Genomic DNA, 25,136 nt, shown 5'->3' with positions numbered 1-25,136 from the left:
TAATAGAGACTACCTTAATGATTGATATGAAAGGGCAAGTGGTTAATCCAGGTGTATACGAGCTACCGGCAGGATCCCGTATGCAAGATGCTGTTCAAGCTGCAGGTGGTTTCACAACAAAAGCCGATAGTCGTGCTATTAATTTGGCGCTCGTAATTGTGGATGAAACCAGTGTTTACGTACCAGTAGTGGGCGAAGAAATCAGTTTGCCAGCGGCATCGTCTCAGACAGCTTCAGCTAGTGGTAGCGGTTTGATTGATATCAACTTGGCGAGTGAAACCGAATTGATGGAACTACCGGGAATCGGTCCTTCTAAGGCCGCTGCTATCCTTGCTTATCGGGAAGAGGTAGGGCGATTTAAAACACCGGAAGAATTAACTGAGGTTACTGGGATTGGCGACAAAACCTTTGAACAACTAAAAGATCTTATTACTGCCAAATAGAAAGCCGTACAAGAAAAGACGGTTGACGAAATAGATGCCTCTGCTACAATTATTTTAACTACATGAGCAGGAGGCAATTAAATGAAGCGAATAACTTGGGACCAATTTTTTATGGCGCAAAGCCATTTGCTCGCACTTAGAAGCACTTGTACACGACTGTCTGTCGGCGCAACCATTGTGCGTGACCGAAGAATTATGGCAGGTGGCTACAATGGATCAATTTCAGGAGGAGACCATTGCATCGATAAGGGCTGCTATGTGGTTGATGGACATTGCGTGCGGACAATCCATGCAGAAATGAATGCGCTACTGCAATGTGCGAAATACGGCATTAGCGTCAGTGGCGCGGATATGTATGTCAGCCATTTTCCTTGTTTGCCATGTACTAAGTCGATTATCCAGTCCGGAATTGCTCGACTTTATTACGCGACAGACTACAAAAATCATGAATATGCCATTGAATTATTAGAGCAGGCAGGTGTAGAAGTCGTGCAAGTAGTATTTGACGAGCGGAAGATTGATTTTTTGAGTGTCGAAAAATCTGCTCTTTATATGGAACTCCTGGAAAAGTTGCGTGAAAAAGGTGGAAGTGATGAAGAATTGGCCCATTATACTGAACGGGTGAATCAATTATTCGGAGAAATCGAAGTGTAACAACTACTCCTTTTCTATATTTAGCAGCAGCTACCATTCTTGCTACATATGCAGCGCATGAAACAGCGGTTCAACTCGTGTTCATGGCGCTGCTTTTTAGTTGGATGTGTTGGAAAAAAGAAGGGCGAGTTCTTATTGTCGCAGTTTTTTTATTTACTTGTGCGGTGTATTTGGTGCAGGATTTTAGAAGTCAGCAGCTAGTTAATAAGCTACATCCTTATTCAGGAACACTGATATTTCATACGGGTGCAGTCATCGATGGCGATAGTCTTAGAGGATTTGCAGTACTAGAAGATCGTACAGTCGTTTACGCACGACACCGCTTAAGTTCCGCTGAACAAAAACTTCAATTAGAAAGTCTAGTTGACGACTCAATATTTCAAGTTAGCGGTGTTTTTGAACAACCATCATCTCCCTCGCATCGCTATTCTTTTGATATGAGTAAATATTTGCGGCATAATGGAGCAAACACGTTATTGGTCATCCAGTCAATAGATGGGGTGACAGAGAACGATACGTGGACAAATCGGCTACTTAGCAGGAGAGAGGCTTTAAAGCATCATATACGCGAGCATTTCCCAGAAAGTCTAGTTGCAGAAGCGGAAGCTTTACTGATTGGTGAGCGAGAAAACATGGATCCTGAAGATCAACGTGTCTATCAAACCTTAGGCATTTCTCATTTGTTTGCTATTTCAGGATTGCATGTTGGAATTGCATCGGGCCTGCTTTATGGCATTCTTGTCCGTTTGCATGTTCGAAAAGAGATGGCGCTCGTCATTTTGTTAGTTGTATTGCCGCTTTACGCGGTTCTAGCTGGTGGTGCGCCTTCAGTTTGGCGAGCAGTTAGTATGGTATGCGCTGTACTAGCAGGCAAGCTTTTTGGCTTCCGGTTACCTATTGCGAGTATTATGTTAACTAGTATGATCTTTTTTATTCTATGGAATCCATACGTCCTGTACAAAATTGGTTTTCAGTTGTCCTATGGTGCAACCTTTGGCATTATATACTCTTTAAAGTTCCTAAGTGAAATCCGGTCTGCTATAAAAACAGGCTTTGTCTTAACATTCATTTCTCAGGTGACACTATATCCGTTACTTCTTTTTCATTTTTATGAATTGTCGTTGTCTGCATTTGTGGTCAATAGCCTTTTTGTTCCTTTGTTTACTTTGCTGGTCTTACCGGCCAATTTTCTGTTATTGTTTCTGACTGTTTTATCTCAGCCAGTAGCAGATGTTGTTTTTAATGGTTATGAACCTTTGCGCGGACTGATCGATCAATTCATGAACCGTCTGGTCAAATTGCCTTATCAGCTTTGGAATCCAGGAAAGCCCACTCTTTTTATCGTGTTTCTTTTAGCAGCCAGTGTTTATTTGTTTTACTGCGCCGCTGAGCGAAAATTTCAATTTAGTCAGTTGTTGATTTTAGTAGTTCCTGCACTCCTGTTTACGGCTGTGCCTTATGTCGATCCGCGTTTGAAAGTAACTTTTCTCGATATAGGTCAAGGCGATAGTGCTGTAATAGAATTGCCTTTTCGGCAAGCTGTGTATTTAGTCGATAGTGGTGGCTTGCTGCGCTTTGACACAGAAGCTTTTAAAGAGAAGAAACGGCCTTATGAAATTGGGCGGCAAGTTGTAGCACCTTATTTAAAAGGCAATGGCATTTCTTCAATTGATGTTTTTGTACTTTCGCATCCAGACGCTGACCATGCAGAAGGGGCAGATGAGATTTTCGAGTTGTTTCCAGTTAAAGAGCTCCATCTAACACCGGGATCTGCTACAAACGCATTGATGCTTCAATTAGCTCCTTATACAAAGCAAACCAATATCGTGTTTCCGGGAGCTGGATCAAATTGGGGCGTTGCGGACACGCAATTCAGCTATTTTTCTCCAACAGATGCTACTTACGAAGGCAACAACGATTCACTTGTGCTATTTATGAAAACGGGTGATTACCGTGTCTTATTTACAGGAGATTTAGAAGCTGCAGGGGAAAAGGCATTAATAGAAACTTACAGCAGCGAACTCGCTGGTCTGACGGTATTAAAAGTAGGACATCACGGCAGTAAAACGTCCAGCAGCGAGGAATTTTTAACGCTACTCAATCCGGCTGTATCAATTTTTTCGACCGGCGTTGATAATCGGTACGGTCACCCGAGTCCAGAAGTAGTTGACCGGTTCGATGAATTGGAACTTGATACGTTAAACACCGCAGAAAACGGCACCATCCGATTACTTTATAATAAAGGAGAGTTAAAGCTCGAAACAATGCGCTGATCTCAGAAAAGCGCAGGCGCCCGTGTAGCTCTGACCGGCATAAGGCAAGTCGGCGAAGTGGCGTTCTTTGCCACACAGCAGAGTGGCCTTATGACCCGAAGAGCTGGGCGCCGGAGTCTAGACAAAGAAAAGCGCAGGCGCCCGTATAGCTCTGACAGGCATAAAGCAAATCGGAGAAGTGGCGTTCTTTGCCACACAGCAGAGTGGCCTTATGACCCGAAGAGCTGGGCGCCGGAGTCTAGACAAAGAAAAGCGCAGGCGCCCGTGTAGCTCTGACCGGCATAAGGCAAGTCGGCGAAGTGGCGTTCTTTGCCACACAGCAGAGTGGCCTTATGACCCGAAGAGCTGGGCGCCGGAGTCTAGACAAAGAAAAGCGCAGGCGCCCGTATAGCTCTGACAGGCATAAAGCAAATCGGCGAAGTGGCTCATTTCTATGCAACAAAAAAAGGTTCCGGTTATGAAAACCGAAACCTTTTTTTGATTTAATTACCGTGCAGCGAATTCTACAACTCCGGCGATAATGAAGATAAGGGCAAAAAATCCAAAGGATACGACAAAGCCCATTCCCGCGTCGATTGCATCGTTACGTTTGGACTGTACATTCTGTTCAAATTCATTCATTGAAATCCCTCCTAATTCCTTCTAATTATAAGCGAAGACAAAGTAAAAATCTAGATTGAAGTAAAGTTTAAAGGATGAAATTCTTTACTGACACATAACTGTCAAATACCCAAAGTCGTATAAATCCGATATAGTAGAAGAAGGGGAGGCTGATAAGATGATTACTTCCGTGTGGAAATCCATACGCAGCGGACAAATAGACCCTGTTTATCTCATTGTGGGAACAGAAAGCTATTTTATTGAAAAAACCTTGGATTTGCTAAAAGATAAATTGACGGACGGCGGAGAATTAGAACTAACTTTTTTTGATTTGGACGAAGTACCGGTTGACCACGTTATTGATGAGGCAGACACCATTCCTTTTTTCAGTGACCGCAAGCTGATTATTGCACGCAATGCAACGTTTTTAAAAGCAGCAGAGCGTGGCAAAGAAAAAATCAATCATGATCTAAAGGCACTCGAAGCCTGGTTAGAACATCCACCAAGTAGTTCGGTGACAATTTTTGTAGCGCCTTATGAAAAAGTAGACGAGCGCAAAAAAGTAACCAAGCTGATGAAGCAACATACCGTACTAATAGAAGCCAAGTCACTCCAGACTAATGACTTAGAAAGTTTTCTAATGCACGAAGCGAAAAATTTTGGTAAAGGCATCGATTTGAAAGCGGCTCAGCGATTAATGGAGATGGCAGGTACCGACCTGACATTATTGTCTTCAGAAATTGAGAAGATGTCGCTGTATCTCGGGGCAGCAGAAGGAGACATTACGGTAGACCTTGTAGAACAAATGACAGCACGGACGCTTGAGCAAGATGCATTTAAAATGCTTCAGTCGTATCTTGACGGCGATGTTAGCGGCGCCCTAAGTGTTTACTACGACTTGTTGCGTCAAAAAGAAGAGCCGGTAGCATTAGCGGCTTTACTGGCTTCGCAAATACGCTTTATGATTCAAGTGTATTATTTGCAGAAAAAAGGGTATCATGCGCAACAAATTTCTAAACAACTAAAGGCGCATCCCTATCGCGTTAAGCTACTAGTGGAAAAACGCCAACAGATTTCTGAAAAGCGACTGTTGCAGGTACTTGGTGATTTAGCAGACATCGATCTTCAGCTAAAAACACTTAGTGGCAATCGTGAGCGCATTTTGGAATTTTTCTTGATGAAGCGCGCGATCAAACAACAACGTTAAAATGAATAAAAAAAGCCAGATCCTTTTAAAGGATCTGGCTTTTTTTATGTTTTACGCTTGTTTCATCAAGCGAGCTTTTTTACGAGCTGCAGTGTTTTTATGGATCAAGCCTTTAGAAGCCGCTTTTTCCACCTGTTTAATCGCCGCTTTTACAGTATCGCTAGCGTTATCGTCTTTGTTAGTCAAAGCTGTTTCAGCTTTCTTAATAGAAGAACGCATTGCTGATTTCGTATGCGAGTTTTGAACGTTTTTGCTTTCGTTCGTACGCACGCGTTTGATTGCAGATTTAATGTTTGGCATATCTTTCACCTCCTAGACAATATGAAAGAGAGGAAATCATCCCAACTCTTTAATGTCTCTATACAACATGAGTTATTTTATCAAATCAGCGGAAGGATTGCAATAGTTACGTGCAAAGAAGTTTTCCTTGACAGCAAAAATGAATTCACGAGCTTTTATTGCTCAATGCTTGTTGTACTGCTATAATTCATAGTAGTTTATATAGGAGTGAAGAGAATGAATAATGAGGAAAGATTATCTCGGCAAAGCAGAATTCGCAACTTCTCGATTATTGCGCACATCGATCACGGTAAATCTACGCTTGCAGACCGAATTTTAGAAAAGACGGAAGCACTGACTTCCCGAGAAATGAAAGCACAGTCCCTCGATTCTATGGATCTTGAACGGGAACGTGGCATTACCATTAAATTGAACGCTGTTCAGCTTAATTATAAAGCCAAAGATGGCGAAATTTATATTATGCATTTGATTGACACTCCAGGGCACGTCGACTTTACCTATGAAGTATCACGCAGTTTAGCAGCTTGTGAAGGCGCTGTACTTGTTGTCGATGCGGCACAAGGAATTGAAGCCCAAACATTAGCAAACGTTTACTTGGCGCTAGATAATGAATTAGAAATTCTACCAGTTATCAATAAAATCGATTTGCCTGCCGCTGACCCAGAACGTGTTCGCCAGGAAATCGAAGAAGTAATCGGTTTGGATGCTTCTGAAGCGGTATTGGCATCAGCAAAAGCCGGAATTGGAATTGAAGAAATTCTCGAACAAATCGTTGAGAAAGTTCCAGCTCCAACTGGAGATCCAAGTGCGCCGTTACAAGCGTTGATTTTTGATTCTCTTTACGATCCTTATCGTGGTGTTGTAGCGTATATTCGGATTGTTCAAGGAACTGTAAAACCTGGAGATCGTATAAAAATGATGGCTTCTGGAAAAGAATTTGAAGTGATTGAAGCAGGTGTTTTCACTCCTCATGCAACTCTTCGCGAAGAATTAACAGTTGGCGATGTTGGCTTTTTAACAGCTGCTATTAAAAACGTGGGTGATTCGACAGTCGGTGATACAATTACACTTGCTAATAATCCAGCAAGCTCAGCGTTGCCTGGTTACCGTCGATTAAATCCAATGGTTTATTGTGGGTTGTACCCAATTGATACTTCTAAATACAATGATTTGCGTGACGCGCTAGAGAAATTGGAATTGAATGATGCAGCTTTGCAATTCGAGCCTGAATCTTCTCAAGCACTGGGCTTTGGGTACCGTTGTGGATTCCTTGGCTTGTTGCACATGGAAATCGTTCAAGAACGAATCGAACGCGAATTTAATATTGACTTGATCACAACTGCACCAAGTGTAATTTATGAAGTTCATATGACAGACGGGGAAGTTTTGAAAATCGACAACCCGGCTATGATGCCTGACGCACAAAAAATTCAACTAGTTGAAGAACCTTATGTGAAAGCAACAGTTATGGTACCCAATGATTACGTAGGCGCGGTTATGGAAATTTGCCAACGCAAACGCGGTAATTTCTTAACAATGGATTACGTTGATGATACACGTGTTAGCATTATTTATGAGTTGCCATTGGCTGAAATCGTTTATGATTTCTTCGACCAATTAAAATCAGGGACAAAAGGCTATGCCTCTTTTGATTACGAATTAATTGGCTACAAAGAATCTAAATTGGTCAAGATGGACATTTTGTTAAATGCTGAACAAGTAGACGCTTTGAGTTTTATCGTTCACCGTGACTTTGCCTATGAACGTGGAAAAGCCATTGTCGATAAGTTGAAGAATCTAATTCCACGCCAACAATTTGAAGTGCCAATTCAAGCGGCTATCGGTCAAAAAATTGTGGCACGTCAAACGATTAGTGCGATACGCAAAAACGTTCTTGCTAAATGTTATGGTGGCGATATTTCCCGTAAACGGAAACTTCTCGATAAGCAAAAAGAAGGTAAAAAACGCATGAAGCAAGTTGGATCTGTAGAAGTTCCACAAGAAGCATTCATGGCTATTTTAAAAATGGACGACCAATCAAAATAAAACGAAAAAAAGGAGGCGGAATTTTAGCCTCCTTTTCTTATTAGAAAAGAGGAAATAAAATGGTAAAAGGATTGTATATCCATATTCCATTCTGCCACCAAATTTGTTTTTACTGCGATTTCAATAAAGTATATTTCAAAGACCAGCCGGTGGATGCTTACATTGATTCCGTAGGAAAAGAGTTGGCGTTATGGAAAGAACAAGGAGCACTCGATCATCCTTTGGAAACAATCTTCCTTGGTGGAGGGACTCCTACATCGTTAACACCTGTTCAATTAGAGAAATTGCTGGCACATATTCATCGCTATGTCCCAATGGCTGCTAATTTGGAATGGACATCAGAAGCCAACCCAGATGAATTGACACAAGATAAAATGCAAGTGCTATTTGACGGAGGTGTCAACCGTCTAAGCATGGGCGTTCAGTCATTCGATGAAGATCTTTTAAAACGACTTGGCCGAACTCACAGCAACTCAGATGTTACACGTGCAGTTAATGCTGCTCGCAAAGTAGGCTTTAAAAACTTGAGTTTCGACTTGATGTACGGATTACCTGGCCAAACGATGCAACAATGGGACGATACACTGGAGCGAGCTTTTGCATTTGATATGCCGCATTTCTCAGCCTATTCCTTGATCATTGAGCCGAAAACAGTATTTTATAACTTAATGACAAAAGGTAAGTTAAATACGGTAACAGAAGATTTAGAAGCCGATATGTACGATAAGTTGATGAATGAAATGGACAAACGTGGATTAAAACAATACGAAATTTCCAATTTTGCGCGTCCTGGTCATGAATCACGACACAACTTACTGTACTGGGACAATGTTGAATATATTGGCGTTGGTGCCGGTGCGCACGGTTATGTAGATGGTATTCGCTATTCCAATGCCGGACCTTTAAAAAAATACATGTCTCCATTAGATGCAGGTGAGCGTCCAATTTTGAGTACACACCAAGTGCCGCTCCATGAAAAAATGGAAGAAGAGATGTTTCTAGGGCTACGAAAAACAGGCGGGGTGTCGCTGTCTCATTTCCAAATTAAATTTCAAAAACCGATTCAAGATGTTTACGGAGATATCTTGAAAAAAGAAATGGCTAAAGGAAATTTAGAAGTTGCTAGCGATTTTGTTAGACTGACCCGTAAAGGACGATTTGTTGGCAATGAAGTTTTTGAGCAATTTTTATTAGCTTAAAGCTCTTCCGTTGACATTGATCATTTTATTTGTTAATTTTAATGTAGTATTAGCACTCGGGTACTTAGAGTGCTAACAGAGGTGATGATCATGTTAACAGAACGGCAACTGCTCATTTTAAAGGTGACAGTAGATGATTACATTCAATCAGCTCAGCCGGTAGGATCGAACCAACTCTCCAGAAGACCTGATATTCCGTTTAGTCCTGCCACTATACGCAACGAAATGGCGGATTTAGAGGGGATGGGGTTTTTAGAAAAAACACATACGTCTTCCGGACGCATTCCTTCGGAGAAAGGATACCGCTATTACGTCGATCACTTGCTGACACCAAGACCACTACCACAACAGGACATTTTACAGTTGCGTTCAATTTTTGAAGAAAAGCTGACAGAGACAGAAGAAATTATCAAACGCTCTGCCATGATTCTTTCGGAATTGACCAATTACACTTCTATTTTATTGGGTCCTGATGTACGTAGACACATCGTTAGGAAATTGTCGATTGTTCCTTTAACTTTAGACACAGCTGTGGCGATTATTGTGACCGATTCTGGTCATGTGGAAAATCGGATTTTTCCCATTCCGCCTGGACTCGATCCATCGGATATTGAAAAAATGACGAATATCCTAAATGAACGGCTCGTTGGTGTATCGCTAAACAATCTGCACCTGCGGTTAGAACAAGAGACATTGACGATTTTACAGCAGCATGTTGAACGCTATGGTGAATTGTTTCATACGTTTAGGCAAGCCGTTTTATTGCCACATACGGATGAAAATATTTATTACGGCGGTAAGCTGAACATCTTAAGACAACCAGATTTTCATGATCTTCAAAAAATCAGAAATTTAATGGATGTCATGGAAGAAGTAAAGCACATTCCGATGATCTTGCCAGTTGGAAGCCAAGGCCTCCATATTCGCATTGGCTCGGAAAATGTGCTTACAGCAATGGAAGATTGTAGTGTCATTACGGTATCTTATGATATCGGAGAAGAACAGACCGGTTCCATCGCTATAATAGGTCCAAAACGAATGGATTATAAACGCATCGTTTCTATATTGGATTTGCTAAGCGGTGATTTATCGAAAGAACTGAACCGGTTGTTTAATGGAACGTGAACAAAGGAGGAACAGATTTGTCGAAAAAAAATGATTCATTAAAAGCAGAAGAACATGTAGCACCAGAAGCTGTTGAAGTAAAAGACGCTGAAGCTGAACAGTCACCAGAATTAGTAGATGCAGAAGCGCCTGACGAATCTTCTAGTGAGGAAGAGTCGTCAATAACGGATGAAACTGAAGAGCTTCGTGCGCAACTTGAAGCTGAGCAAAACAAATATTTGCGGTTACTGGCTGACTTTGATAATTTCAAAAGACGTACTCAAAAAGACAAAGAAATCGCCAATAAATTCCGTTCACAATCACTATTAGCGGATATTCTGCCAGTACTAGACAATTTTGAACGTGCTTTGTCTCTTACGACAAGCAGTGAAGAGTCAGCGTCCTTGCTAAAGGGCGTGGAAATGGTACAGAAATCGTTAATTGAAGCTGTGAACCGTGAAGGCCTAGCAGAAATTAAAGCGGTCGGCGAACCATTTGATCCGAATTTCCATCAAGCAGTTATGCAAGAAAAAGACGAAGCTGCAGAAGCGGGAATTGTGTTACAAGAATTACAAAAAGGCTATATGTTAAAAGATCGGGTTATTCGCCCGGCAATGGTAAAAGTAAACGAATAAAAATATTGGAGGAATTTAACAATGAGCAAAATTATCGGTATTGACTTAGGAACAACAAACTCAGCAGTCGCAGTATTAGAAGGCGGCGAGCCAAAAATTATTCCAAACCCAGAAGGCAACCGTACAACTCCTTCTGTTGTCGCTTTTAAAAATGGCGAACGTCAAGTCGGCGAAGTAGCTAAACGCCAATCAATCACTAACCCGAATACCATTCAATCCGTTAAACGTTTAATGGGTACGCAGGAAAAAGTAACAGCTGAAGGCAAAGATTATACGCCTCAAGAAGTTTCTGCAATGATTTTACAATACCTTAAAGGGTACGCTGAAGAATATTTAGGCGAAAAAGTAACAAGAGCGGTTATTACAGTTCCAGCTTACTTCAATGACGCAGAGCGCCAAGCAACAAAAGATGCGGGACGTATTGCAGGTCTTGAAGTAGAACGTATTATTAACGAGCCAACTGCAGCAGCATTAGCATACGGTCTTGATAAAACGGAAACAGACGAAACTATCCTTGTTTATGACCTTGGTGGCGGTACATTCGACGTATCGATTCTTGAACTTGGCGATGGCGTTTTTGAAGTAAAATCAACTGCCGGCGATAACCGTCTAGGTGGAGATGATTTTGATAAATTGATTATCGATTATTTGGTACAAGAATTCAAAAAAGACAATGGTGTTGACTTGTCTAAAGACAAAATGGCTACTCAGCGCTTGAAAGATGCTGCTGAAAAAGCGAAAAAAGACTTGTCAGGTGTTTCTTCAACTCAAGTTTCATTGCCATTTATCACTGCTGGAGCAGAAGGACCGCTTCATTTGGAAGTTACAATGAGCCGTGCAAAATTTGACGAGTTAACTTCTTCATTAGTTGAACGCACAATGGGACCTACACGCCAAGCATTAAAAGATGCTGGTATTTCAGCTTCTGATCTTGATCGCGTTATTCTTGTTGGTGGATCTACTCGAATTCCAGCTGTACAAGAAGCTGTGAAAAAAGAAACAGGCAAAGAGCCATATAAAGGTGTTAACCCGGATGAAGTTGTAGCAATGGGTGCAGCTGTACAAGGTGGCGTATTAACTGGAGACGTAAAAGATGTGGTCTTACTAGACGTAACGCCATTATCACTTGGTATCGAAACAATGGGCGGCGTATTCACGAAATTGATCGAGCGTAACACAACGATCCCAACTTCGAAATCGCAAACATTCTCGACTGCTGCTGATAACCAGCCAGCCGTAGATATTCATGTATTACAAGGCGAACGTCCAATGGCAGCAGCTAACAAAACACTTGGCCGTTTCCAATTAACGGATATTCCGCCAGCACAACGCGGTGTACCACAAATCGAAGTAAGCTTTGATATCGATAAGAACGGTATCGTTAGCGTTAAAGCGAAAGATCTTGGAACGCAAAAAGAGCAAACAATTACAATTCAATCGAATTCGTCTTTAACTGACGAAGAAGTTGAACGCATGATCAAAGAAGCAGAAGAAAATGCTGAAGCAGATGCAAAAGTAAAAGAAGAAGTAGAAGTTCGCAATGAAGCGGACCAAGCAGTCTTCCAAACAGATAAGACAATTGCAGACCTAGGCGAAGTTGTTACAGAAGAAGAGAAAAAACAAGCGGAAGATGCACGCGATGAACTAAAAGCGGCATTGGAGTCGGATAACATCGACGACATTCGTGAGAAAAAAGACAAACTTCAGGAAATCTTGCAAGGATTGTCAATGAAAGCTTATGAGCAAGCAGCAGCAGCTCAACAAGCTGGAGAAGAAGAAAATGCTGCGTCGGGAAATGACGATGTCGTTGATGCAGAATTTGAAGAAGTAAACGACGATAATAAGTAAGACCTTGAAGAGTCAAAGCAAAGCAACATGCTTTGGCTCTTTCAATGTCTTTGCAACAGCGATTTAAACCGTGTACAATTACAGTTGATTGTTAGAGGGAGAGTGACTCATGAATAAACGAGATTATTATGAAGTACTGGGTGTATCTAAGACTGCTTCTAAAGAAGAGCTTAAAAAAGCATACCGGACTTTATCGAAAAAATTCCACCCAGATATTAATAAAGATGCCTATGCATCGGAGAAATTCCAAGAAGTAAAAGATGCCTATGAAGTACTGAGTGACCAACAAAAACGGGCACAATACGATCAATTTGGGCACCAAGATCCCAATCAAGGATTTGGTGGCGGCGGAGCTGATGGCTTTGGTTTCGACGATATTTTCAGCACGTTCTTTGGTGGCGGTTCAAGACGCCGCGATCCAAGTGCTCCGCGTAAGGGTGACGATCTACAGTATTCGATGACCATCGATTTCATGGATGCTGTGTTCGGGAAAGAAACAGAAATTGAAATTCCTAAAGATGAAACATGTGATACTTGTGACGGTTCCGGTGCAAAGCCTGGCACAAAGAAAAAAACGTGTCCATATTGTGATGGTTCTGGTCAAACAAATGTAACGCAAGACACACCTTTCGGCCGTATGGTCAATCGTCGTGCTTGCCAGCATTGTGAAGGCTCTGGTCAAATTATCGAAGAAAAATGTTCAACTTGCCGTGGTCAAGGCAAGGTTCGCAAAGTTAATAAAATCAAAGTGACTATTCCGGCAGGGGTCGATGATGGCCAGCAATTGCGTGTCACTGGACAAGGTGGACCAGGTGTTAACGGAGGACCTTCAGGAGATTTATATGTTGTTTTCCGTGTGAAATCACATAAACAATTCCAACGTGAAGGCGATGACATTTATTTAGATATTGCCATCACCTATCCGCAAGCAGCATTGGGTGACGAAATTGAAGTGCCGACAACTTCAGGGAAAGTGAAATTAAAAATTCCGGCCGGCACACAAAGTGGTGCGCGTTTCCGTCTAAAAGGCAAAGGTGTTAAAAATGTCCATGGTTACGGAACGGGCGATCAACATGTTATTGTTCGAATAAAAACACAAACAAACCTCAGCGAAAAGCAAAAGCAGCTATTACGTGAATTTGCTGAAATTAGCGGCGATATTCCAGAAGAGCATAGCAGTTCTCTTTTTGAAAAAATCAAACGTACAATTAAAGGCGATTAATAAGAGCTACGGGGTTAAAATTTTCTTTTTATGAATAGTTAAAGCAACTGGATTTTTACAAACAGAAGACTCTGGCGAAAAGCGAGAGTCTTACTGACTGTGAAGTCGAAAAGGAGCTGAGTGGAAGTGAAATGGTCAGAACTGTCGTTTCATACGACAAATGAAGCAATTGAAGCGGTCTCTAACATCATGCATGAAGCAGGAGCCAGCGGGGTTGTCATTGAAGACTCGGAAGACTTAACGAAAGAAAGAGAATATCGCTTTGGAGAAATTTATTCACTAGATCCTGAAGATTTTCCAGTAGATGGAGTGATTTTGAAAGCTTATCTCCCCGTCAATAGTTTTTTGGGAGAAACGGTCGATGCGATTAAAGTGGCGATTAATAATCTAGCTGCTTTTGATATCAACCTTGGCAAAAACGAAGTGACAATTAGTGAAGTGGACGAAGAAGATTGGGCCACAGCTTGGAAGAAGTACTACCACCCTGTAAAGATTTCCGAACGTTTCACGATTGTTCCAACTTGGGAAGTTTACAATCCGGTATCAAGTGACGAATTAATTATTGAGTTAGATCCAGGAATGGCTTTTGGAACGGGTACCCATCCTACTACTGTTATGAGTCTTCAAGCGTTAGAAAAAGTAGTACGACCATCTGATCGTGTCATCGATATTGGTACAGGTTCTGGGGTATTGGCAATTGGTGCTGCATTATTGTCTGCTAAAGAAGTGTATGCACTGGATTTGGATGAAATTGCTGTAAAAGCGGCGATTGATAATGTGGAACTAAACAAAGTTCAAGGCATTGTGACAGTTGAAAAAGGCAATCTAACTGATAAAGTAGATCAACCGGCTGATGTAGTTGTAGCTAATATTTTGGCGGAAGTTATCATGTCGTTTACAGATGATGCTTTCAATATCGTTAAACCAGGCGGTAGCTATATCACTTCAGGTATCATAGAAGCGAAAAAGAACGACGTTAAAGCCTCGCTTGAAGCTTCTGGGTTTGTCATTGAAGATGTCATGATGATGGAAGATTGGGTTACGATTATTTCAAAAAAACCTGAGTAATGAGGTGCCACAATGCAACGATATTTTATAGAAGGCAAAATTCCTGAAAATCAAATAGTGGCGATAACTGGCGATGATGCAAAGCACATCGCCAAAGTTATGCGCCAAACTATTGGGGACGATTTGATTGTAGTTATGGAAGATCAAGCGTATCAGGCAAAAATAGTCAGTGCAGATTTTGACGTAGAGGTAAAAATCGGTAGCGATTTGGGAATGGAAGTCGAATTGCCGAAAAAAGTGACCATCGCTTGTGGATTGCCAAAAGGTGACAAGCTGGATTTGATCACGCAAAAAGCGACAGAGCTCGGAATGTATGCATTAGTACCATTTTCGGCAGAACGCTCTATTGTAAAATGGGACAGTGCTAAAAGTGAAAAGAAGATTGGACGTCTCCAAAAAATTGCCAAAGAAGCAGCTGAGCAATCACATAGAACGCATGTCCCGGAAATACATGGCATTCACAGTTTTAAACAATTGCTAGATAAAGCCAACTCGTATGACGCGGTCATTGTAGCTTACGAAGAAGAGGCGCGGCAAGAGGATAGGACTCGGTTTGCTGAAATTTTAAAAGCATTGTATGATAAAGATTCAGTGCTGATCATCTTTGGTCCAGAAGGTGGAATTTCACAAGCAGAAGTGGCGTCTCTAAAAAACGCTGGAGCGAGTTTTACTGCTCTCGGTCCACGGATTTTACGGACAGAAACGGCACCTTTGTATGCATTATCTGCGATTTCTTATGAATTTGAATAACACTGCATAATAATTTTAAAAAAAGAATGGGGATTTTTAGTCATGACAACAATTGCATCATACATTGATCATACTTTATTAAAACCTGAATCTACAGAAAGCCAAGTTGTTCAGCTTTGTCAAGAAGCGGCTGAATACAAATTTGCTTCTGTATGTGTTAATCCGGCTTGGGTTGAAACGGCAGCAGCTGAGTTGGCAGAGAGCGACGTGAAAGTTTGCACAGTTATCGGATTTCCATTAGGTGCGTCAACGTCTGAAACGAAGGCTTTTGAAACGACGGATGCTATTCTAAAAGGCGCTGGTGAAATCGATATGGTCGTGAATATTGGAGCACTTAAAAGTGGCAATACTGACCATGTGAAAAAAGATATCGAAGCGGTTGTCAATGCAGCAAAAGGCAAGGCGATTGTCAAAGTGATTTTAGAAACTTGTTTATTGACTGACGAAGAAAAAGTGACTGCTTCACGTTTATCCAAAGAAGCAGGAGCTGACTTTGTCAAAACTTCTACGGGCTTTTCAACTGCTGGAGCTACAGTTGAAGACGTCAAACTAATGCGTCAGACAGTAGGTCCAGATTTGGGCGTTAAAGCTTCTGGTGGCGTTCGTAGCCTTGAAGATGTAGAAGCCATGATCAAAGCAGGAGCTACGCGTATCGGTGCAAGTTCAGGCGTCAAAATCATGCAAGGGTTAACTTCTGATTCTGATTATTAACTATTGACCTTTCATCTAGAATACGATATAATTTTTGAGTATATAACACTTGTTGTTCTTCGCTTCAACGTGTGTTCGGAGGGAGGGAAAAAGAGATGTCAAAAACTACAGTTCGTAAAAACGAATCGATTGAAGATGCTCTTCGCCGCTTCAAACGCACTGTTTCTAAATCTGGAACAATGCAAGAGGTAAGAAAGCGCGAGTACTATGATAAGCCGAGCGTGAAACGTAAACTAAAATCAGAAGCTGCGCGTAAACGTAAATTTTAATTGACCTTAAGCAGTATAATGACTTTTAAAAAATATGAACGACCAGCCTAAACCACCATCACGAGTATCGTGATGGTGGTTTTTCTATTTATTCTATTTGTAAGCGCGTTCTTTCGTTATTACTGAAGATTTACTTTATAATAGGAGACGTACCTTGAAACTTATTTCCTGTTCATCCGTATAGATACAAACAGTAAATTTGAAATGCGAAAGGAGAGATCCTGTTGAGCAGAGTCAAAGTCTGTATTGGTTTTGGGCTTTTGCTACTATCGTTTTTGCTCATGCTCCCGGCCATACAGGCTGATACTTCGACTGTGTACGTGATACCTATTGAAGATGAGGTCGAAAGAGGACTGCAGGCTTTTATTGAACGGGGCATTGAAGAAGCAGAAGACGCTGGAGCCGAAGCAATCATATTCGAGATAGATACACCAGGTGGATTTGTCGCAGCAGCAGATGGCATTGCCCGTCTATTGGACAAAACGTCATTGGAAAAAATAGCTTTCATCAATCAAGATGCTTTGTCTGCAGGTGCTTTTTTAGCTTTGCACAATGATGAAATCTATATGCATCCGAATGGTCGTATGGGTGCAGCACAGGTAATTGATCAAGCCGGTAACGCAGCTGCTGACAAAGCCAATAGCGCTTGGCTGGCATCCATGAAGAACGCGGCTCAGACAGCAAGTCGTAATCCTCAGATTGCCTTAGCGATGGCTGATGCTTCCATAGATTTGCCTGAACTTGGTGCGGCTGAAGGGAAGTTGTTAACTTTGGGTGCGGCTGAAGCTGAACAGGTGAACTATTCGCAAGGGACGGTATCTACCTTAGACGAGCTACTTAGTTTGAAAGGACTTGAAGATGCCACAGTCGTGACAGTCGATGAAACGTTCTCAGAAAGCCTCGCTCGTTTTTTGACCAACCCGATTGTCGTGCCAATTCTTCTATCAATTGCAGGTCTTGGATTACTTCTGGAGCTATTTACACCTGGAGTTGGAGTTCCTGGATTTATTGGTTTGACGTTCCTTATGCTGTTTTTCTACGGACATTTGGTAGCAGGGTTAGCTGGTTATGAGTCCATTGTTTTATTAGTTATTGGTTTTGGTCTATTAATAGCTGAGTTTATTATTCCTGGAGGTGTTGCTGGATTCCTGGGAATTGCAGCGATCCTAGGAAGTGTTTTACTCGCGGGAGGAGATCTTAAAACCACCGCCATAGCAGTACTTATTGCAATGATAGTAGCAACAATAGGGATGGTGATTGTAGTGAAATTCTTTGGTAAGCGGCTTGATTTGTTCAAACGGATTATCTTGACGGATGCTACCGATACGGCAGGTGGTTATGTATCGACTACAAATCGCCCAGAACTTGTCGGTAAAATTGCCCAAACAGTGACAGCGCTCCGTCCTTCCGGTACCATTAAATTAGAAGATGAGCGCATTGACGCTGTATCAGAAGGCAGATTTATCGACAGTGGTAAAGATGTTAAGATAATCAAGGTAGAAGGTTCACGTATCGTCGTTCGTGAACTTGAAAAACAAGAGGAGGAATAGAGAAATGGGAATTGAAACAATTGGTTTAGGTGCTGCGATAATTGGTATTATCGTCGTTTTGGCAATTTTCTTCACATTCGTACCAATTACATTATGGATTTCAGCATTAGCTGCAGGGGTCAAAATCAGTATCTTTACGCTAATCGGAATGAGATTACGTCGCGTTATTCCGTCACGTATCGTCAATCCATTAATTAAAGCATCAAAAGCAGGATTAACAGTAACCATCAATCAATTAGAAAGTCACTATTTAGCTGGTGGTAACGTTGACCGTGTCGTTAATGCGTTGATTGCGGCGCATCGTGCTAATATCGAATTGCCGTTTGAACGTGCAGCAGCGATTGACCTTGCAGGTCGTGACGTATTAGAAGCAGTTCAAATGTCGGTTAACCCGAAAGTGATTGAAACACCATTTATTGCAGGTGTTGCAATGGACGGAATCGAAGTGAAAGCAAAAGCTCGTATTACAGTTCGTGCTAATATTGACCGTTTAGTCGGTGGTGCAGGAGAAGAAACAATTGTTGCTCGTGTAGGTGAAGGGATTGTCTCTACTTTAGGTTCGAGCACTAGTCATAAAAAAGTTCTAGAAAATCCGGACTTGATTTCTCAAACCGTTTTATCTAAAGGCCTGGATTCCGGAACAGCGTTTGAAATTCTGTCGATTGATATTGCAGACGTTGATATTGGTAAAAACATTGGCGCAGAGTTGCAGACAGAACAAGCAGAAGCAGATAAGAAAATTGCTCAAGCAAAAGCAGAAGAACGTCGTGCAATGGCTGTAGCAAGTGAACAAGAAATGAAAGCCAAAGTTGTTGAAATGAGAGCAAAAGTTGTAGAAGCTGAAGCTGAAGTACCACTTGCTATGTCGGAAGCGCTACGCAACGGCAATATTGGCATTATGGATTACGTCAATTACAAAAATGTCCAAGCAGATACAGGTATGAGAGAGTCTATCTCAAAAACGGGCATGGACAAATCCGACGATAAATAATCGGCAGCAGTCATAAGGGAGGTTTGTCGTATGGAAGCTCTCATATTTGGACTTGTTATCATGGCGGTAAGTGCTTTTTTTAATAAAAGCAAAAAAGATTCACCCGATGGAGATGTTCCTGCTAAGCCCGTCTCAACAAAAGCGTCAACTGATCGAGACGGTCGCTCTGACCAAGGGAGGTTCAAACGGGTGGAAGATTACGCTAAAGAAATTTATGGGGAACTACAAAATCAAAAAAATCAAGGTTCTGAGCGTGTAGGGCAGGCAAAGAAAAAAGCGGAAGAAATGGTAAACCGTGCACCTCTTCGTGAAGCACGACAAGAAGTGCAGCGTCGTGTTTCGTCTAGAGATGCACAACATGAAATCCAAGATCGCATTTCTACGCATAGATCAAAGCCGCTACGCGATCAGCCTGTTAGTCAAAGTCCTGAAGAAATATCGCATGAATTTTTGCCGTTGAGTAGTGAAGATGTAAGAAGAGGCATTATTATGGCAGAGATTTTACTACCGCCCAAATCCAAAAGATAAAAAACAGCAACTAGTTCCCGCTAGTTGCTGTTTTTTATTAATAATAATATTATGTAAAGTTATATGGCGTTTAAACTGCTTATTGATTTACATAGCAGATTTAAAAGTTGTAAGTTAAACTACTGTTTTTGAGTTACTGCTATTTCGTAAGCGAAACATCGTTTATTAGCTGCTCTTCTTGTTCGATTTTTGTTATTTAGTTTTTTCAATCAATTTATCCAGAACAAAAATTTTACAAGTGATTATCTTTAATGATAGAGTGAAATTAGCAGTAAATACTCGATTCTAAGGAGCGTCCACATGACAGAAAACAACTTACTAGAACTACATGTGAAAGACCCAAATGAAGCGGTTCAACTGCTCGGGATCTCAGATAGTCATTTAACATTAATCGAAGAAGCTTTTAACATTCAAATTATTACCCGCGGTGAGGTCATCAAGTTATCAGGTTCTGAAGAAGACAAGCAAACGGGGAAACTATTAATAGAACAATTATTGCGGGTTATACGCAAAAATATTAACATCAATCAGCGAGATATTATCTCTGCTATTGAAATGGCTAAAAGCGGCACAATCGAATATTTTGCCGAACTTTACGACGAAGAAGTGGCGCGCAACGCTAATGGCAAGTCTATTCGGGCAAAAACAATAGGTCAGCGTCATTATATTCAAGCTATGCGTAGCAAGGATTTAGTTTTTGGAATTGGTCCTGCTGGGACAGGTAAAACGTATTTAGCCGTCGTCATGGCAGTTCAGGCGCTTAAAAATGGTCAAGTAAAGAAAATTATTTTGACACGGCCTGCTGTGGAAGCAGGGGAAAGTCTTGGTTTTTTACCAGGAGATTTAAAAGAAAAAGTAGATCCTTATTTGAGACCACTCTATGACTCTTTACACGATGTGTTGGGTCTTGAGCAAACAAATCGCTTTATCGAACGCGGAACGATTGAAATTGCTCCTCTTGCTTATATGAGAGGTCGTACACTTGACGCAGCTTTTGTTATTCTCGATGAAGCGCAAAATACCACAAAGGCACAAATGAAAATGTTTTTGACGCGGCTAGGTTTTGACTCGAAAATGATCATTACCGGTGACAAAACACAGATTGATTTGCCGCGTGGGGCTGAGTCGGGGTTGATTGCAGCAGAAACCATTTTAAAAGATGTTCCAACTATTCATTTTCAGTATCTTGAAAGCGGAGATGTGGTTCGTCATCCACTTGTAGCAAAGATCATAGATGCCTACGAAAAACAGTCGATTTAATTAAATGTAAAAGATGCAGGGGCGAAAATCCCTGCATCTTTTTTAGCATTTTTTTAAAAAGGACTCACAACCTCTTATTTCTCATAAATATGGGGATAATTTCAAATTTTTAGAAAAACACCGTGAAATCTATTTCTTTACTTGTTATGATGGAAATAGGAAATGTGGGGTGTACTGGCATGCGTCAAAGAGTACAAGAAATCTTTGAGAAATTGGGTTACCGGAAAATAATGATGGCTGGCATCTTGTTGACTGGCATAATCCTATATGCTTGTTTGATGGACTCTGTCCAAAGCGATACATACGATATCCAACTGTTTCAACTATCGACTGAAACCATTCGTTCGGAGAAAACAGTCGAGGACCCGGTTAAGACGGAAATTGAACGGCAACGACTTACTGAAGAAGTAGCGCCAAGCTATCAATTTATGGATGAGATCGTCGATAATCAAATAGCCTTAATCGATTCGCTGTTTGGTTATTTGTTAGACGTAAAAGCTGCGCCTGAAAAAGGACAAGAGAAACTTTCTCGTGACGCTATGATTGCGAAACTCACGGAAGATCTGCGCTTACTGGAAACTAGTGAAAATGGTCTGCGTTTAACAGATGACATGTTGGAGTCTTTGGTGTCTCTTTCAGACGATAGTCTTATTGGCATTCAAGAACAGTTAGATGAGGTGTTAACATCCTATTTAAACGAACCAATACGAATAGAAGAAGTGGCACGTAGTCGTACTGAAATTGAGCAGGAAATTCGCCGGAATCAGCAAATTCCAGATGAGGTTGTTCAAGCGGCAGTAACCATTGGACGATTTGGTATAATTGCCAATGAATTGGTTAATGAAGAGCTCACAGCGAGTCAAATAGAACAGGTGCGCAACAGCGTGGAGCCCACTCGTATTTTACAAGGACAAGTTCTTGTTCAAGAAGGTCAAATAGTAGATCGAGAAGTTTATCGACAATTAGAACTAGCGGGCATGACAGAAGAACAACAGAACTATAAACCGTTGCTTGGTTTGTTGGTTTTTGTCATCATTACTACGGGTCTCTTGCTGTCCGTTATCTTTCGGTCGCAAAGGGATGATAAAGGCAAGGTCACTGAGATGCTTGTCATACTAATAGCTGTTACCATCTCGTTGCTGTTGATGAAATTATTATCAGCAGTCAGTGAAAATTTCGATTTAGTGATTTCGTTTATTTTTCCTACGGCATTAGCTGGTATTCTTGTTCGTTTGCTCGTTAACGAACGGGCCGCTGTTTTTATCACGATTTTGGTCAGTGCAGCAGCAGGAATTATGTTGCCAAGCGGCTATTCGTCTTCGTTGCAAGTGGACATTGCTTTTTATATTTTATTTGGAGGATTAACTGCGATTTATTTAATTGAACGAGATGGTGGCAGAGGGCGTCTGTTGCAAGTTAGTTTAGCGGTAGCTGGAGCTAATGTGCTTTTTGTCGCTTTTTACCTATTGATTGGCCAAACACAGTATAATTGGACAGAGATCGGCTTTTATTTTACCGCAGCGATTGTATCGGGGTTATTATCGGGTGCACTAGCCATTGGTTTCTTGCCCTTTTTTGAATCGGTATTTGGTATGTTATCAACGATGCGTTTGATCGAGTTGTCAAATCCGAATCATCCGTTACTAAAGAAAATTTTGACGGAAACACCGGGTACGTATCATCATAGCCTTATGGTTGCCAATTTGGCGGACGCTTCTTGTGAAGCGATTGGAGCTAATGGATTGCTTGCGAGAGTTGGTTGTTATTACCACGATATCGGTAAAACAAAATATCCGCAATTTTTTATCGAAAATCAAGTGAATATCGAAAATCCACACGATCGTTTGCCACCGGAAAAAAGTCGAGATATTATTCTAGCGCACGGTGTGCAAGGAGCTCAAATATTGAAGAAGTACAAAATGCCGAAAGAAATCGTTGATGTGGCAGCGCAACACCATGGCACGAGTCTTTTGAAGTTTTTCTATTATAAGGCCAAAGACATCGATTCAGATGTTGAAGAAGAGTCGTACCGATACGTAGGGCCAAAACCCCAAACAAAAGAAATTGCCATTATTTGCATAGCAGACAGCTTAGAAGCAGCAGTTCGCTCAATGAAAGAGCCAACATCAGAAAAGATAAAAAAATTGGTAGATGCCATAGTAGAAGATAAACTAAAAGATGGGCAATTTGAAGAATGTGATTTATCGCTAAAAGAACTGAAAACGGTAAAAAAAGTGATGTGTGAAACGCTGAATGGCATTTTCCATTCTCGTATTGAGTATCCGAAAGAACCTAATTGATAGGAGGACTATTATGATAGCGATTGATTTTATGGATGAAACAGAAACACTGAAACAACCAGAATTGGATTTTGTGCAAAACATACTGGAGCATGCAGCTAAAGAAGAAGCGGTAGGAGAATCTGAGGTATCGGTAACATTTGTTACTGATGAAATGATTCGCGATATTAACCGTGAATACCGGGGGAAAGACCAACCGACGGATGTCATTTCTTTTGCTATGGAGGAATTAGGTGAAGGTGAAACGGCCATCATTGGTTCATCAGAGCCGCGTATGCTTGGAGATATTATTATTTCACTCGATCGTACTAAAAAACAAGCAACAGATTATGGCCATTCGTTTGAACGAGAGCTTGGCTTTTTGGCGGTTCATGGCTTCTTGCATTTGCTCGGCTATGATCATTTGACAGAAGAAGATGAAAAGAAAATGTTTTCTCGTCAAGATGCCATTTTGCTGTCACTTGGAATTACGCGTGATTCGAATGATGATGCGTAAGTTTTTACGCTCTTTTCGATTTGCAACAGCAGGCATAGTGACTGCTTTCAAGCGAGAACAAAACATCAGATTTCATTTGATCGCAGCGATCATCGTGGTACTTGCTGGCTGCTTGACAAGAATATCTCATGTGGAATGGTTCGTTGTTATTTTATTAATCGCAGGGATGCTGGCATTAGAAATGGTGAATTCAGCCATTGAACGCGTAGTTGACTTAGCGACAACCGATTTCCAGCCACTTGCTAAGCAGGCCAAGGATATGGCGGCAGGTGCAGTTTTGGTATTTGCCGTGGCAAGTGCTATAATTGGTTTACTAATATTTCTACCCAAATGGTTTTAAATTCGCAGAGGTGATTAAAATGGAAAAAGAACAATTGATGGAGCAAGCGATAAAAGCACGCGGCAATGCCTACGTACCTTATTCGAAGTTTCCTGTCGGCGCAGCATTACTGACAGCTGAAGGCAAAGTATATCTAGGTTGTAATATTGAAAATGCCGGTTATTCGTTAACGAACTGTGCAGAGCGCACAGCGGTTTTTAAAGCGGTGTCTGAAGGCGACAAGAGCTTTGTGGCATTAGCTGTTTCAGCCGACACTTCAGGTCCTGTATCGCCGTGTGGCGCGTGTAGACAAGTGTTAGCTGAGTTCTGTCCGCCAGATATGCCAGTTTACTTAACAAATTTAAAAGGTGACGTCCAGGAAACAACAATTAGCGAATTGCTTCCCGGCGCATTTTCAACGGAGGATTTAAAATATGCAGCCAGAGAATAACGGTTTCAAATCAGGATTTATTTCAATCATCGGTCGTCCGAACGTCGGCAAGTCGACATTCCTTAACCGCGTTGTAGGTCAAAAAATTGCCATTATGAGTGACAAGCCTCAAACGACCAGAAACAAAGTGCAAGGCGTTGTGACGACGAATGACAACCAAATGATTTTTATTGATACACCAGGCATTAACGAACCGCGTCATAAATTAGGCGATTTTATGCTGAAAGTAGCAAAAAATACGTTCCGAGAAGTTGACGTTTTATTGTTTGTAGCAAGTGGTGTCGACCGCGTTGGTAAAGAAGATCGCTATGTACTGGATATGTTAAAAGGCATTGATGTACCGGTGTTTCTAGTTCTTAATAAAATCGACCAAGTACACCCTGATAATTTACCGAAAATTATCGAGTCGTACAGCAAAGAATTTGACTTCGCTGAAGCAATTCCGATTTCAGCGCTAGAAGGCAATAATGTGGAGACTTTGTTGGCAAAAATTAGCGAACGTCTTCCAGAAGGACCGCAATATTATCCAGCAGATCAAATTACAGATCATCCAGAACGCTTTATCATTTCTGAGCTTATCCGTGAAAAGGCTTTGCATTTAACGCGCGAAGAAATTCCGCATTCGATTGCTGTGGTCATTGAAAAAATCGCACCCGATTCCGAAAATAAAGACATGATTCGTATACAAGCAACAATTATGGTTGAGCGTGATTCTCAAAAAGGCATCGTTATCGGTAAAAAAGGTGTTTTGCTCAAACAAATTGGTACACGTGCCCGTCAAGATATCGAAAACTTGCTTGGGTCAAAGGTGTATTTAGAACTTTGGGTTAAAGTGCAAAAAGATTGGCGTAACAAAGCCATGCATTTACGTGATTTTGGCTTTAGAGAAGACGAATACTAAGGAGTCCTTCC

General features: G+C 41.3%; 25 protein-coding genes. 23 read left to right on the top strand and 2 right to left on the bottom strand.

What is annotated here, in order from left to right; all coding sequences use genetic code 11:
- The first annotated feature begins 17 nt into the window (after window positions 1-17).
- The 3 genes from FQ085_RS06990 (at window position 18) to FQ085_RS06980 (ending at window position 3,370) form a co-directional block, all read left to right on the top strand.
- Window positions 18-443 (top strand): helix-hairpin-helix domain-containing protein, encoded by a 426-nt coding sequence (locus FQ085_RS06990; protein ID WP_262499767.1) that lies wholly within the window; start codon window positions 18-20, stop codon window positions 441-443.
- A gap of 81 nt (window positions 444-524) precedes the next feature.
- Window positions 525-1,097, top strand: coding sequence for a ComE operon protein 2 (locus FQ085_RS06985; RefSeq protein WP_058385579.1), 573 nt, complete (start codon window positions 525-527; stop codon window positions 1,095-1,097).
- A 173-nt stretch (window positions 1,098-1,270) separates the two neighbouring features.
- Window positions 1,271-3,370, top strand: coding sequence for a DNA internalization-related competence protein ComEC/Rec2 (locus FQ085_RS06980; RefSeq protein WP_262499766.1), 2,100 nt, complete (start codon window positions 1,271-1,273; stop codon window positions 3,368-3,370).
- A 486-nt stretch (window positions 3,371-3,856) separates the two neighbouring features.
- Here the strand turns inward: FQ085_RS06980 and FQ085_RS06975 are convergent, their stop codons facing one another.
- On the bottom strand, window positions 3,857-3,991 hold the full coding sequence (locus FQ085_RS06975; protein ID WP_078080335.1) for a YqzM family protein: 135 nt from the start codon (window positions 3,989-3,991) through the stop codon (window positions 3,857-3,859).
- 157 nt (window positions 3,992-4,148) lie between these two features.
- Here FQ085_RS06975 and holA point away from each other — a divergent pair, with 157 nt between their 5' ends.
- Window positions 4,149-5,177 carry a DNA polymerase III subunit delta gene (gene holA / locus FQ085_RS06970; protein ID WP_058385577.1) on the top strand — a complete coding sequence of 343 codons (1,029 nt, stop codon included), beginning with the start codon at window positions 4,149-4,151 and terminating at the stop codon, window positions 5,175-5,177.
- 51 nt (window positions 5,178-5,228) lie between these two features.
- On the opposite strand, the gene rpsT is transcribed toward holA, so the two are convergent.
- On the bottom strand, window positions 5,229-5,477 hold the full coding sequence (rpsT, locus tag FQ085_RS06965; protein ID WP_058385576.1) for a 30S ribosomal protein S20: 249 nt from the start codon (window positions 5,475-5,477) through the stop codon (window positions 5,229-5,231).
- 216 nt (window positions 5,478-5,693) lie between these two features.
- Here rpsT and lepA point away from each other — a divergent pair, with 216 nt between their 5' ends.
- The 19 genes from lepA (at window position 5,694) to era (ending at window position 25,125) form a co-directional block, all read left to right on the top strand.
- Window positions 5,694-7,523, top strand: coding sequence for a translation elongation factor 4 (gene lepA, locus FQ085_RS06960; RefSeq protein ID WP_058385575.1), 1,830 nt, complete (start codon window positions 5,694-5,696; stop codon window positions 7,521-7,523).
- A 59-nt stretch (window positions 7,524-7,582) separates the two neighbouring features.
- Window positions 7,583-8,722: a radical SAM family heme chaperone HemW gene (gene hemW, locus FQ085_RS06955; protein WP_058385574.1), complete on the top strand. Its 1,140-nt coding sequence runs from the start codon at window positions 7,583-7,585 to the stop codon at window positions 8,720-8,722.
- Between the two features lie 90 nt (window positions 8,723-8,812).
- On the top strand, window positions 8,813-9,847 hold the full coding sequence (hrcA, locus tag FQ085_RS06950) for a heat-inducible transcriptional repressor HrcA (RefSeq protein WP_058385573.1): 1,035 nt from the start codon (window positions 8,813-8,815) through the stop codon (window positions 9,845-9,847).
- A 17-nt stretch (window positions 9,848-9,864) separates the two neighbouring features.
- Complete coding sequence (grpE, locus tag FQ085_RS06945) at window positions 9,865-10,461, top strand: nucleotide exchange factor GrpE (RefSeq protein WP_149456269.1); 597 nt, start codon at window positions 9,865-9,867, stop codon at window positions 10,459-10,461.
- 21 nt (window positions 10,462-10,482) lie between these two features.
- Window positions 10,483-12,309 (top strand): molecular chaperone DnaK, encoded by a 1,827-nt coding sequence (dnaK, locus tag FQ085_RS06940; RefSeq protein ID WP_058385571.1) that lies wholly within the window; start codon window positions 10,483-10,485, stop codon window positions 12,307-12,309.
- A 109-nt stretch (window positions 12,310-12,418) separates the two neighbouring features.
- On the top strand, window positions 12,419-13,531 hold the full coding sequence (gene dnaJ / locus FQ085_RS06935; RefSeq protein ID WP_149456268.1) for a molecular chaperone DnaJ: 1,113 nt from the start codon (window positions 12,419-12,421) through the stop codon (window positions 13,529-13,531).
- Window positions 13,532-13,657: 126 nt separating this feature from the next.
- Window positions 13,658-14,599, top strand: coding sequence for a 50S ribosomal protein L11 methyltransferase (prmA, locus tag FQ085_RS06930; RefSeq protein ID WP_149456267.1), 942 nt, complete (start codon window positions 13,658-13,660; stop codon window positions 14,597-14,599).
- Between the two features lie 12 nt (window positions 14,600-14,611).
- Complete coding sequence (locus FQ085_RS06925) at window positions 14,612-15,349, top strand: 16S rRNA (uracil(1498)-N(3))-methyltransferase (RefSeq protein WP_149456266.1); 738 nt, start codon at window positions 14,612-14,614, stop codon at window positions 15,347-15,349.
- A 42-nt stretch (window positions 15,350-15,391) separates the two neighbouring features.
- Window positions 15,392-16,060: a deoxyribose-phosphate aldolase gene (gene deoC, locus FQ085_RS06920; RefSeq protein ID WP_149456265.1), complete on the top strand. Its 669-nt coding sequence runs from the start codon at window positions 15,392-15,394 to the stop codon at window positions 16,058-16,060.
- Window positions 16,061-16,155: 95 nt separating this feature from the next.
- Complete coding sequence (gene rpsU, locus FQ085_RS06915; protein ID WP_006828698.1) at window positions 16,156-16,329, top strand: 30S ribosomal protein S21; 174 nt, start codon at window positions 16,156-16,158, stop codon at window positions 16,327-16,329.
- Between the two features lie 224 nt (window positions 16,330-16,553).
- A complete protein-coding gene (locus FQ085_RS06910) occupies window positions 16,554-17,879 on the top strand; it encodes an NfeD family protein (RefSeq protein ID WP_082707484.1) in 1,326 nt (441 codons plus the stop codon).
- Between the two features lie 4 nt (window positions 17,880-17,883).
- Entirely contained in the window at window positions 17,884-18,870 is a 987-nt protein-coding gene (floA, locus tag FQ085_RS06905; protein WP_058385566.1) for a flotillin-like protein FloA, read from the top strand.
- A gap of 30 nt (window positions 18,871-18,900) precedes the next feature.
- On the top strand, window positions 18,901-19,398 hold the full coding sequence (locus tag FQ085_RS06900; RefSeq protein ID WP_058385565.1) for a hypothetical protein: 498 nt from the start codon (window positions 18,901-18,903) through the stop codon (window positions 19,396-19,398).
- 300 nt (window positions 19,399-19,698) lie between these two features.
- Window positions 19,699-20,658, top strand: coding sequence for a PhoH family protein (locus FQ085_RS06895; RefSeq protein WP_149456264.1), 960 nt, complete (start codon window positions 19,699-19,701; stop codon window positions 20,656-20,658).
- A 179-nt stretch (window positions 20,659-20,837) separates the two neighbouring features.
- Window positions 20,838-22,958 (top strand): HD family phosphohydrolase, encoded by a 2,121-nt coding sequence (locus tag FQ085_RS06890; protein ID WP_149456263.1) that lies wholly within the window; start codon window positions 20,838-20,840, stop codon window positions 22,956-22,958.
- Window positions 22,959-22,968: 10 nt separating this feature from the next.
- Window positions 22,969-23,454: an rRNA maturation RNase YbeY gene (ybeY, locus tag FQ085_RS06885; RefSeq protein WP_281251064.1), complete on the top strand. Its 486-nt coding sequence runs from the start codon at window positions 22,969-22,971 to the stop codon at window positions 23,452-23,454.
- Window positions 23,441-23,794: a diacylglycerol kinase family protein gene (locus tag FQ085_RS06880; protein WP_058385561.1), complete on the top strand. Its 354-nt coding sequence runs from the start codon at window positions 23,441-23,443 to the stop codon at window positions 23,792-23,794. The genes ybeY and FQ085_RS06880 overlap by 14 nt, the downstream gene beginning before the upstream one ends.
- A gap of 19 nt (window positions 23,795-23,813) precedes the next feature.
- Window positions 23,814-24,224, top strand: coding sequence for a cytidine deaminase (locus FQ085_RS06875; protein ID WP_149456262.1), 411 nt, complete (start codon window positions 23,814-23,816; stop codon window positions 24,222-24,224).
- On the top strand, window positions 24,208-25,125 hold the full coding sequence (era, locus tag FQ085_RS06870) for a GTPase Era (RefSeq protein ID WP_058385559.1): 918 nt from the start codon (window positions 24,208-24,210) through the stop codon (window positions 25,123-25,125). The genes FQ085_RS06875 and era overlap by 17 nt, the downstream gene beginning before the upstream one ends.
- The last annotated feature ends 11 nt before the right edge of the window (window positions 25,126-25,136 follow it).

It is taken from the genome of Planococcus sp. ANT_H30 (assembly GCF_008369335.1).
In the GTDB taxonomy this organism is placed as follows: Bacteria; Bacillota; Bacilli; order Bacillales_A; family Planococcaceae; genus Planococcus; species Planococcus kocurii.
The sequence above is the reverse complement of the archived record's forward strand: the minus strand, read 5'-3'. Positions and strand labels throughout refer to the sequence as shown.

Excerpts from the sequence above, each read along its gene's own strand:
- FQ085_RS06975 (WP_078080335.1), bottom strand. The coding sequence starts at position 3,991 with ATGAATGAATTTGAACAGAATGTACAGTCCAAACGTAACGATGCAATC.
- FQ085_RS06925 (WP_149456266.1), top strand. The coding sequence starts at position 14,612 with ATGCAACGATATTTTATAGAAGGCAAAATTCCTGAAAATCAAATAGTG.
- rpsU (WP_006828698.1), top strand. The coding sequence starts at position 16,156 with ATGTCAAAAACTACAGTTCGTAAAAACGAATCGATTGAAGATGCTCTT.
- deoC (WP_149456265.1), top strand. The coding sequence starts at position 15,392 with ATGACAACAATTGCATCATACATTGATCATACTTTATTAAAACCTGAA.
- FQ085_RS06900 (WP_058385565.1), top strand. The coding sequence starts at position 18,901 with ATGGAAGCTCTCATATTTGGACTTGTTATCATGGCGGTAAGTGCTTTT.
- FQ085_RS06985 (WP_058385579.1), top strand. The coding sequence starts at position 525 with ATGAAGCGAATAACTTGGGACCAATTTTTTATGGCGCAAAGCCATTTG.
- FQ085_RS06990 (WP_262499767.1), top strand. The coding sequence starts at position 18 with ATGATTGATATGAAAGGGCAAGTGGTTAATCCAGGTGTATACGAGCTA.
- holA (WP_058385577.1), top strand. The coding sequence starts at position 4,149 with ATGATTACTTCCGTGTGGAAATCCATACGCAGCGGACAAATAGACCCT.
- FQ085_RS06875 (WP_149456262.1), top strand. The coding sequence starts at position 23,814 with ATGGAAAAAGAACAATTGATGGAGCAAGCGATAAAAGCACGCGGCAAT.
- hrcA (WP_058385573.1), top strand. The coding sequence starts at position 8,813 with ATGTTAACAGAACGGCAACTGCTCATTTTAAAGGTGACAGTAGATGAT.
- hemW (WP_058385574.1), top strand. The coding sequence starts at position 7,583 with ATGGTAAAAGGATTGTATATCCATATTCCATTCTGCCACCAAATTTGT.
- era (WP_058385559.1), top strand. The coding sequence starts at position 24,208 with ATGCAGCCAGAGAATAACGGTTTCAAATCAGGATTTATTTCAATCATC.
- FQ085_RS06895 (WP_149456264.1), top strand. The coding sequence starts at position 19,699 with ATGACAGAAAACAACTTACTAGAACTACATGTGAAAGACCCAAATGAA.
- FQ085_RS06880 (WP_058385561.1), top strand. The coding sequence starts at position 23,441 with ATGATGATGCGTAAGTTTTTACGCTCTTTTCGATTTGCAACAGCAGGC.
- dnaJ (WP_149456268.1), top strand. The coding sequence starts at position 12,419 with ATGAATAAACGAGATTATTATGAAGTACTGGGTGTATCTAAGACTGCT.
- rpsT (WP_058385576.1), bottom strand. The coding sequence starts at position 5,477 with ATGCCAAACATTAAATCTGCAATCAAACGCGTGCGTACGAACGAAAGC.
- dnaK (WP_058385571.1), top strand. The coding sequence starts at position 10,483 with ATGAGCAAAATTATCGGTATTGACTTAGGAACAACAAACTCAGCAGTC.
- floA (WP_058385566.1), top strand. The coding sequence starts at position 17,884 with ATGGGAATTGAAACAATTGGTTTAGGTGCTGCGATAATTGGTATTATC.
- lepA (WP_058385575.1), top strand. The coding sequence starts at position 5,694 with ATGAATAATGAGGAAAGATTATCTCGGCAAAGCAGAATTCGCAACTTC.
- FQ085_RS06890 (WP_149456263.1), top strand. The coding sequence starts at position 20,838 with ATGCGTCAAAGAGTACAAGAAATCTTTGAGAAATTGGGTTACCGGAAA.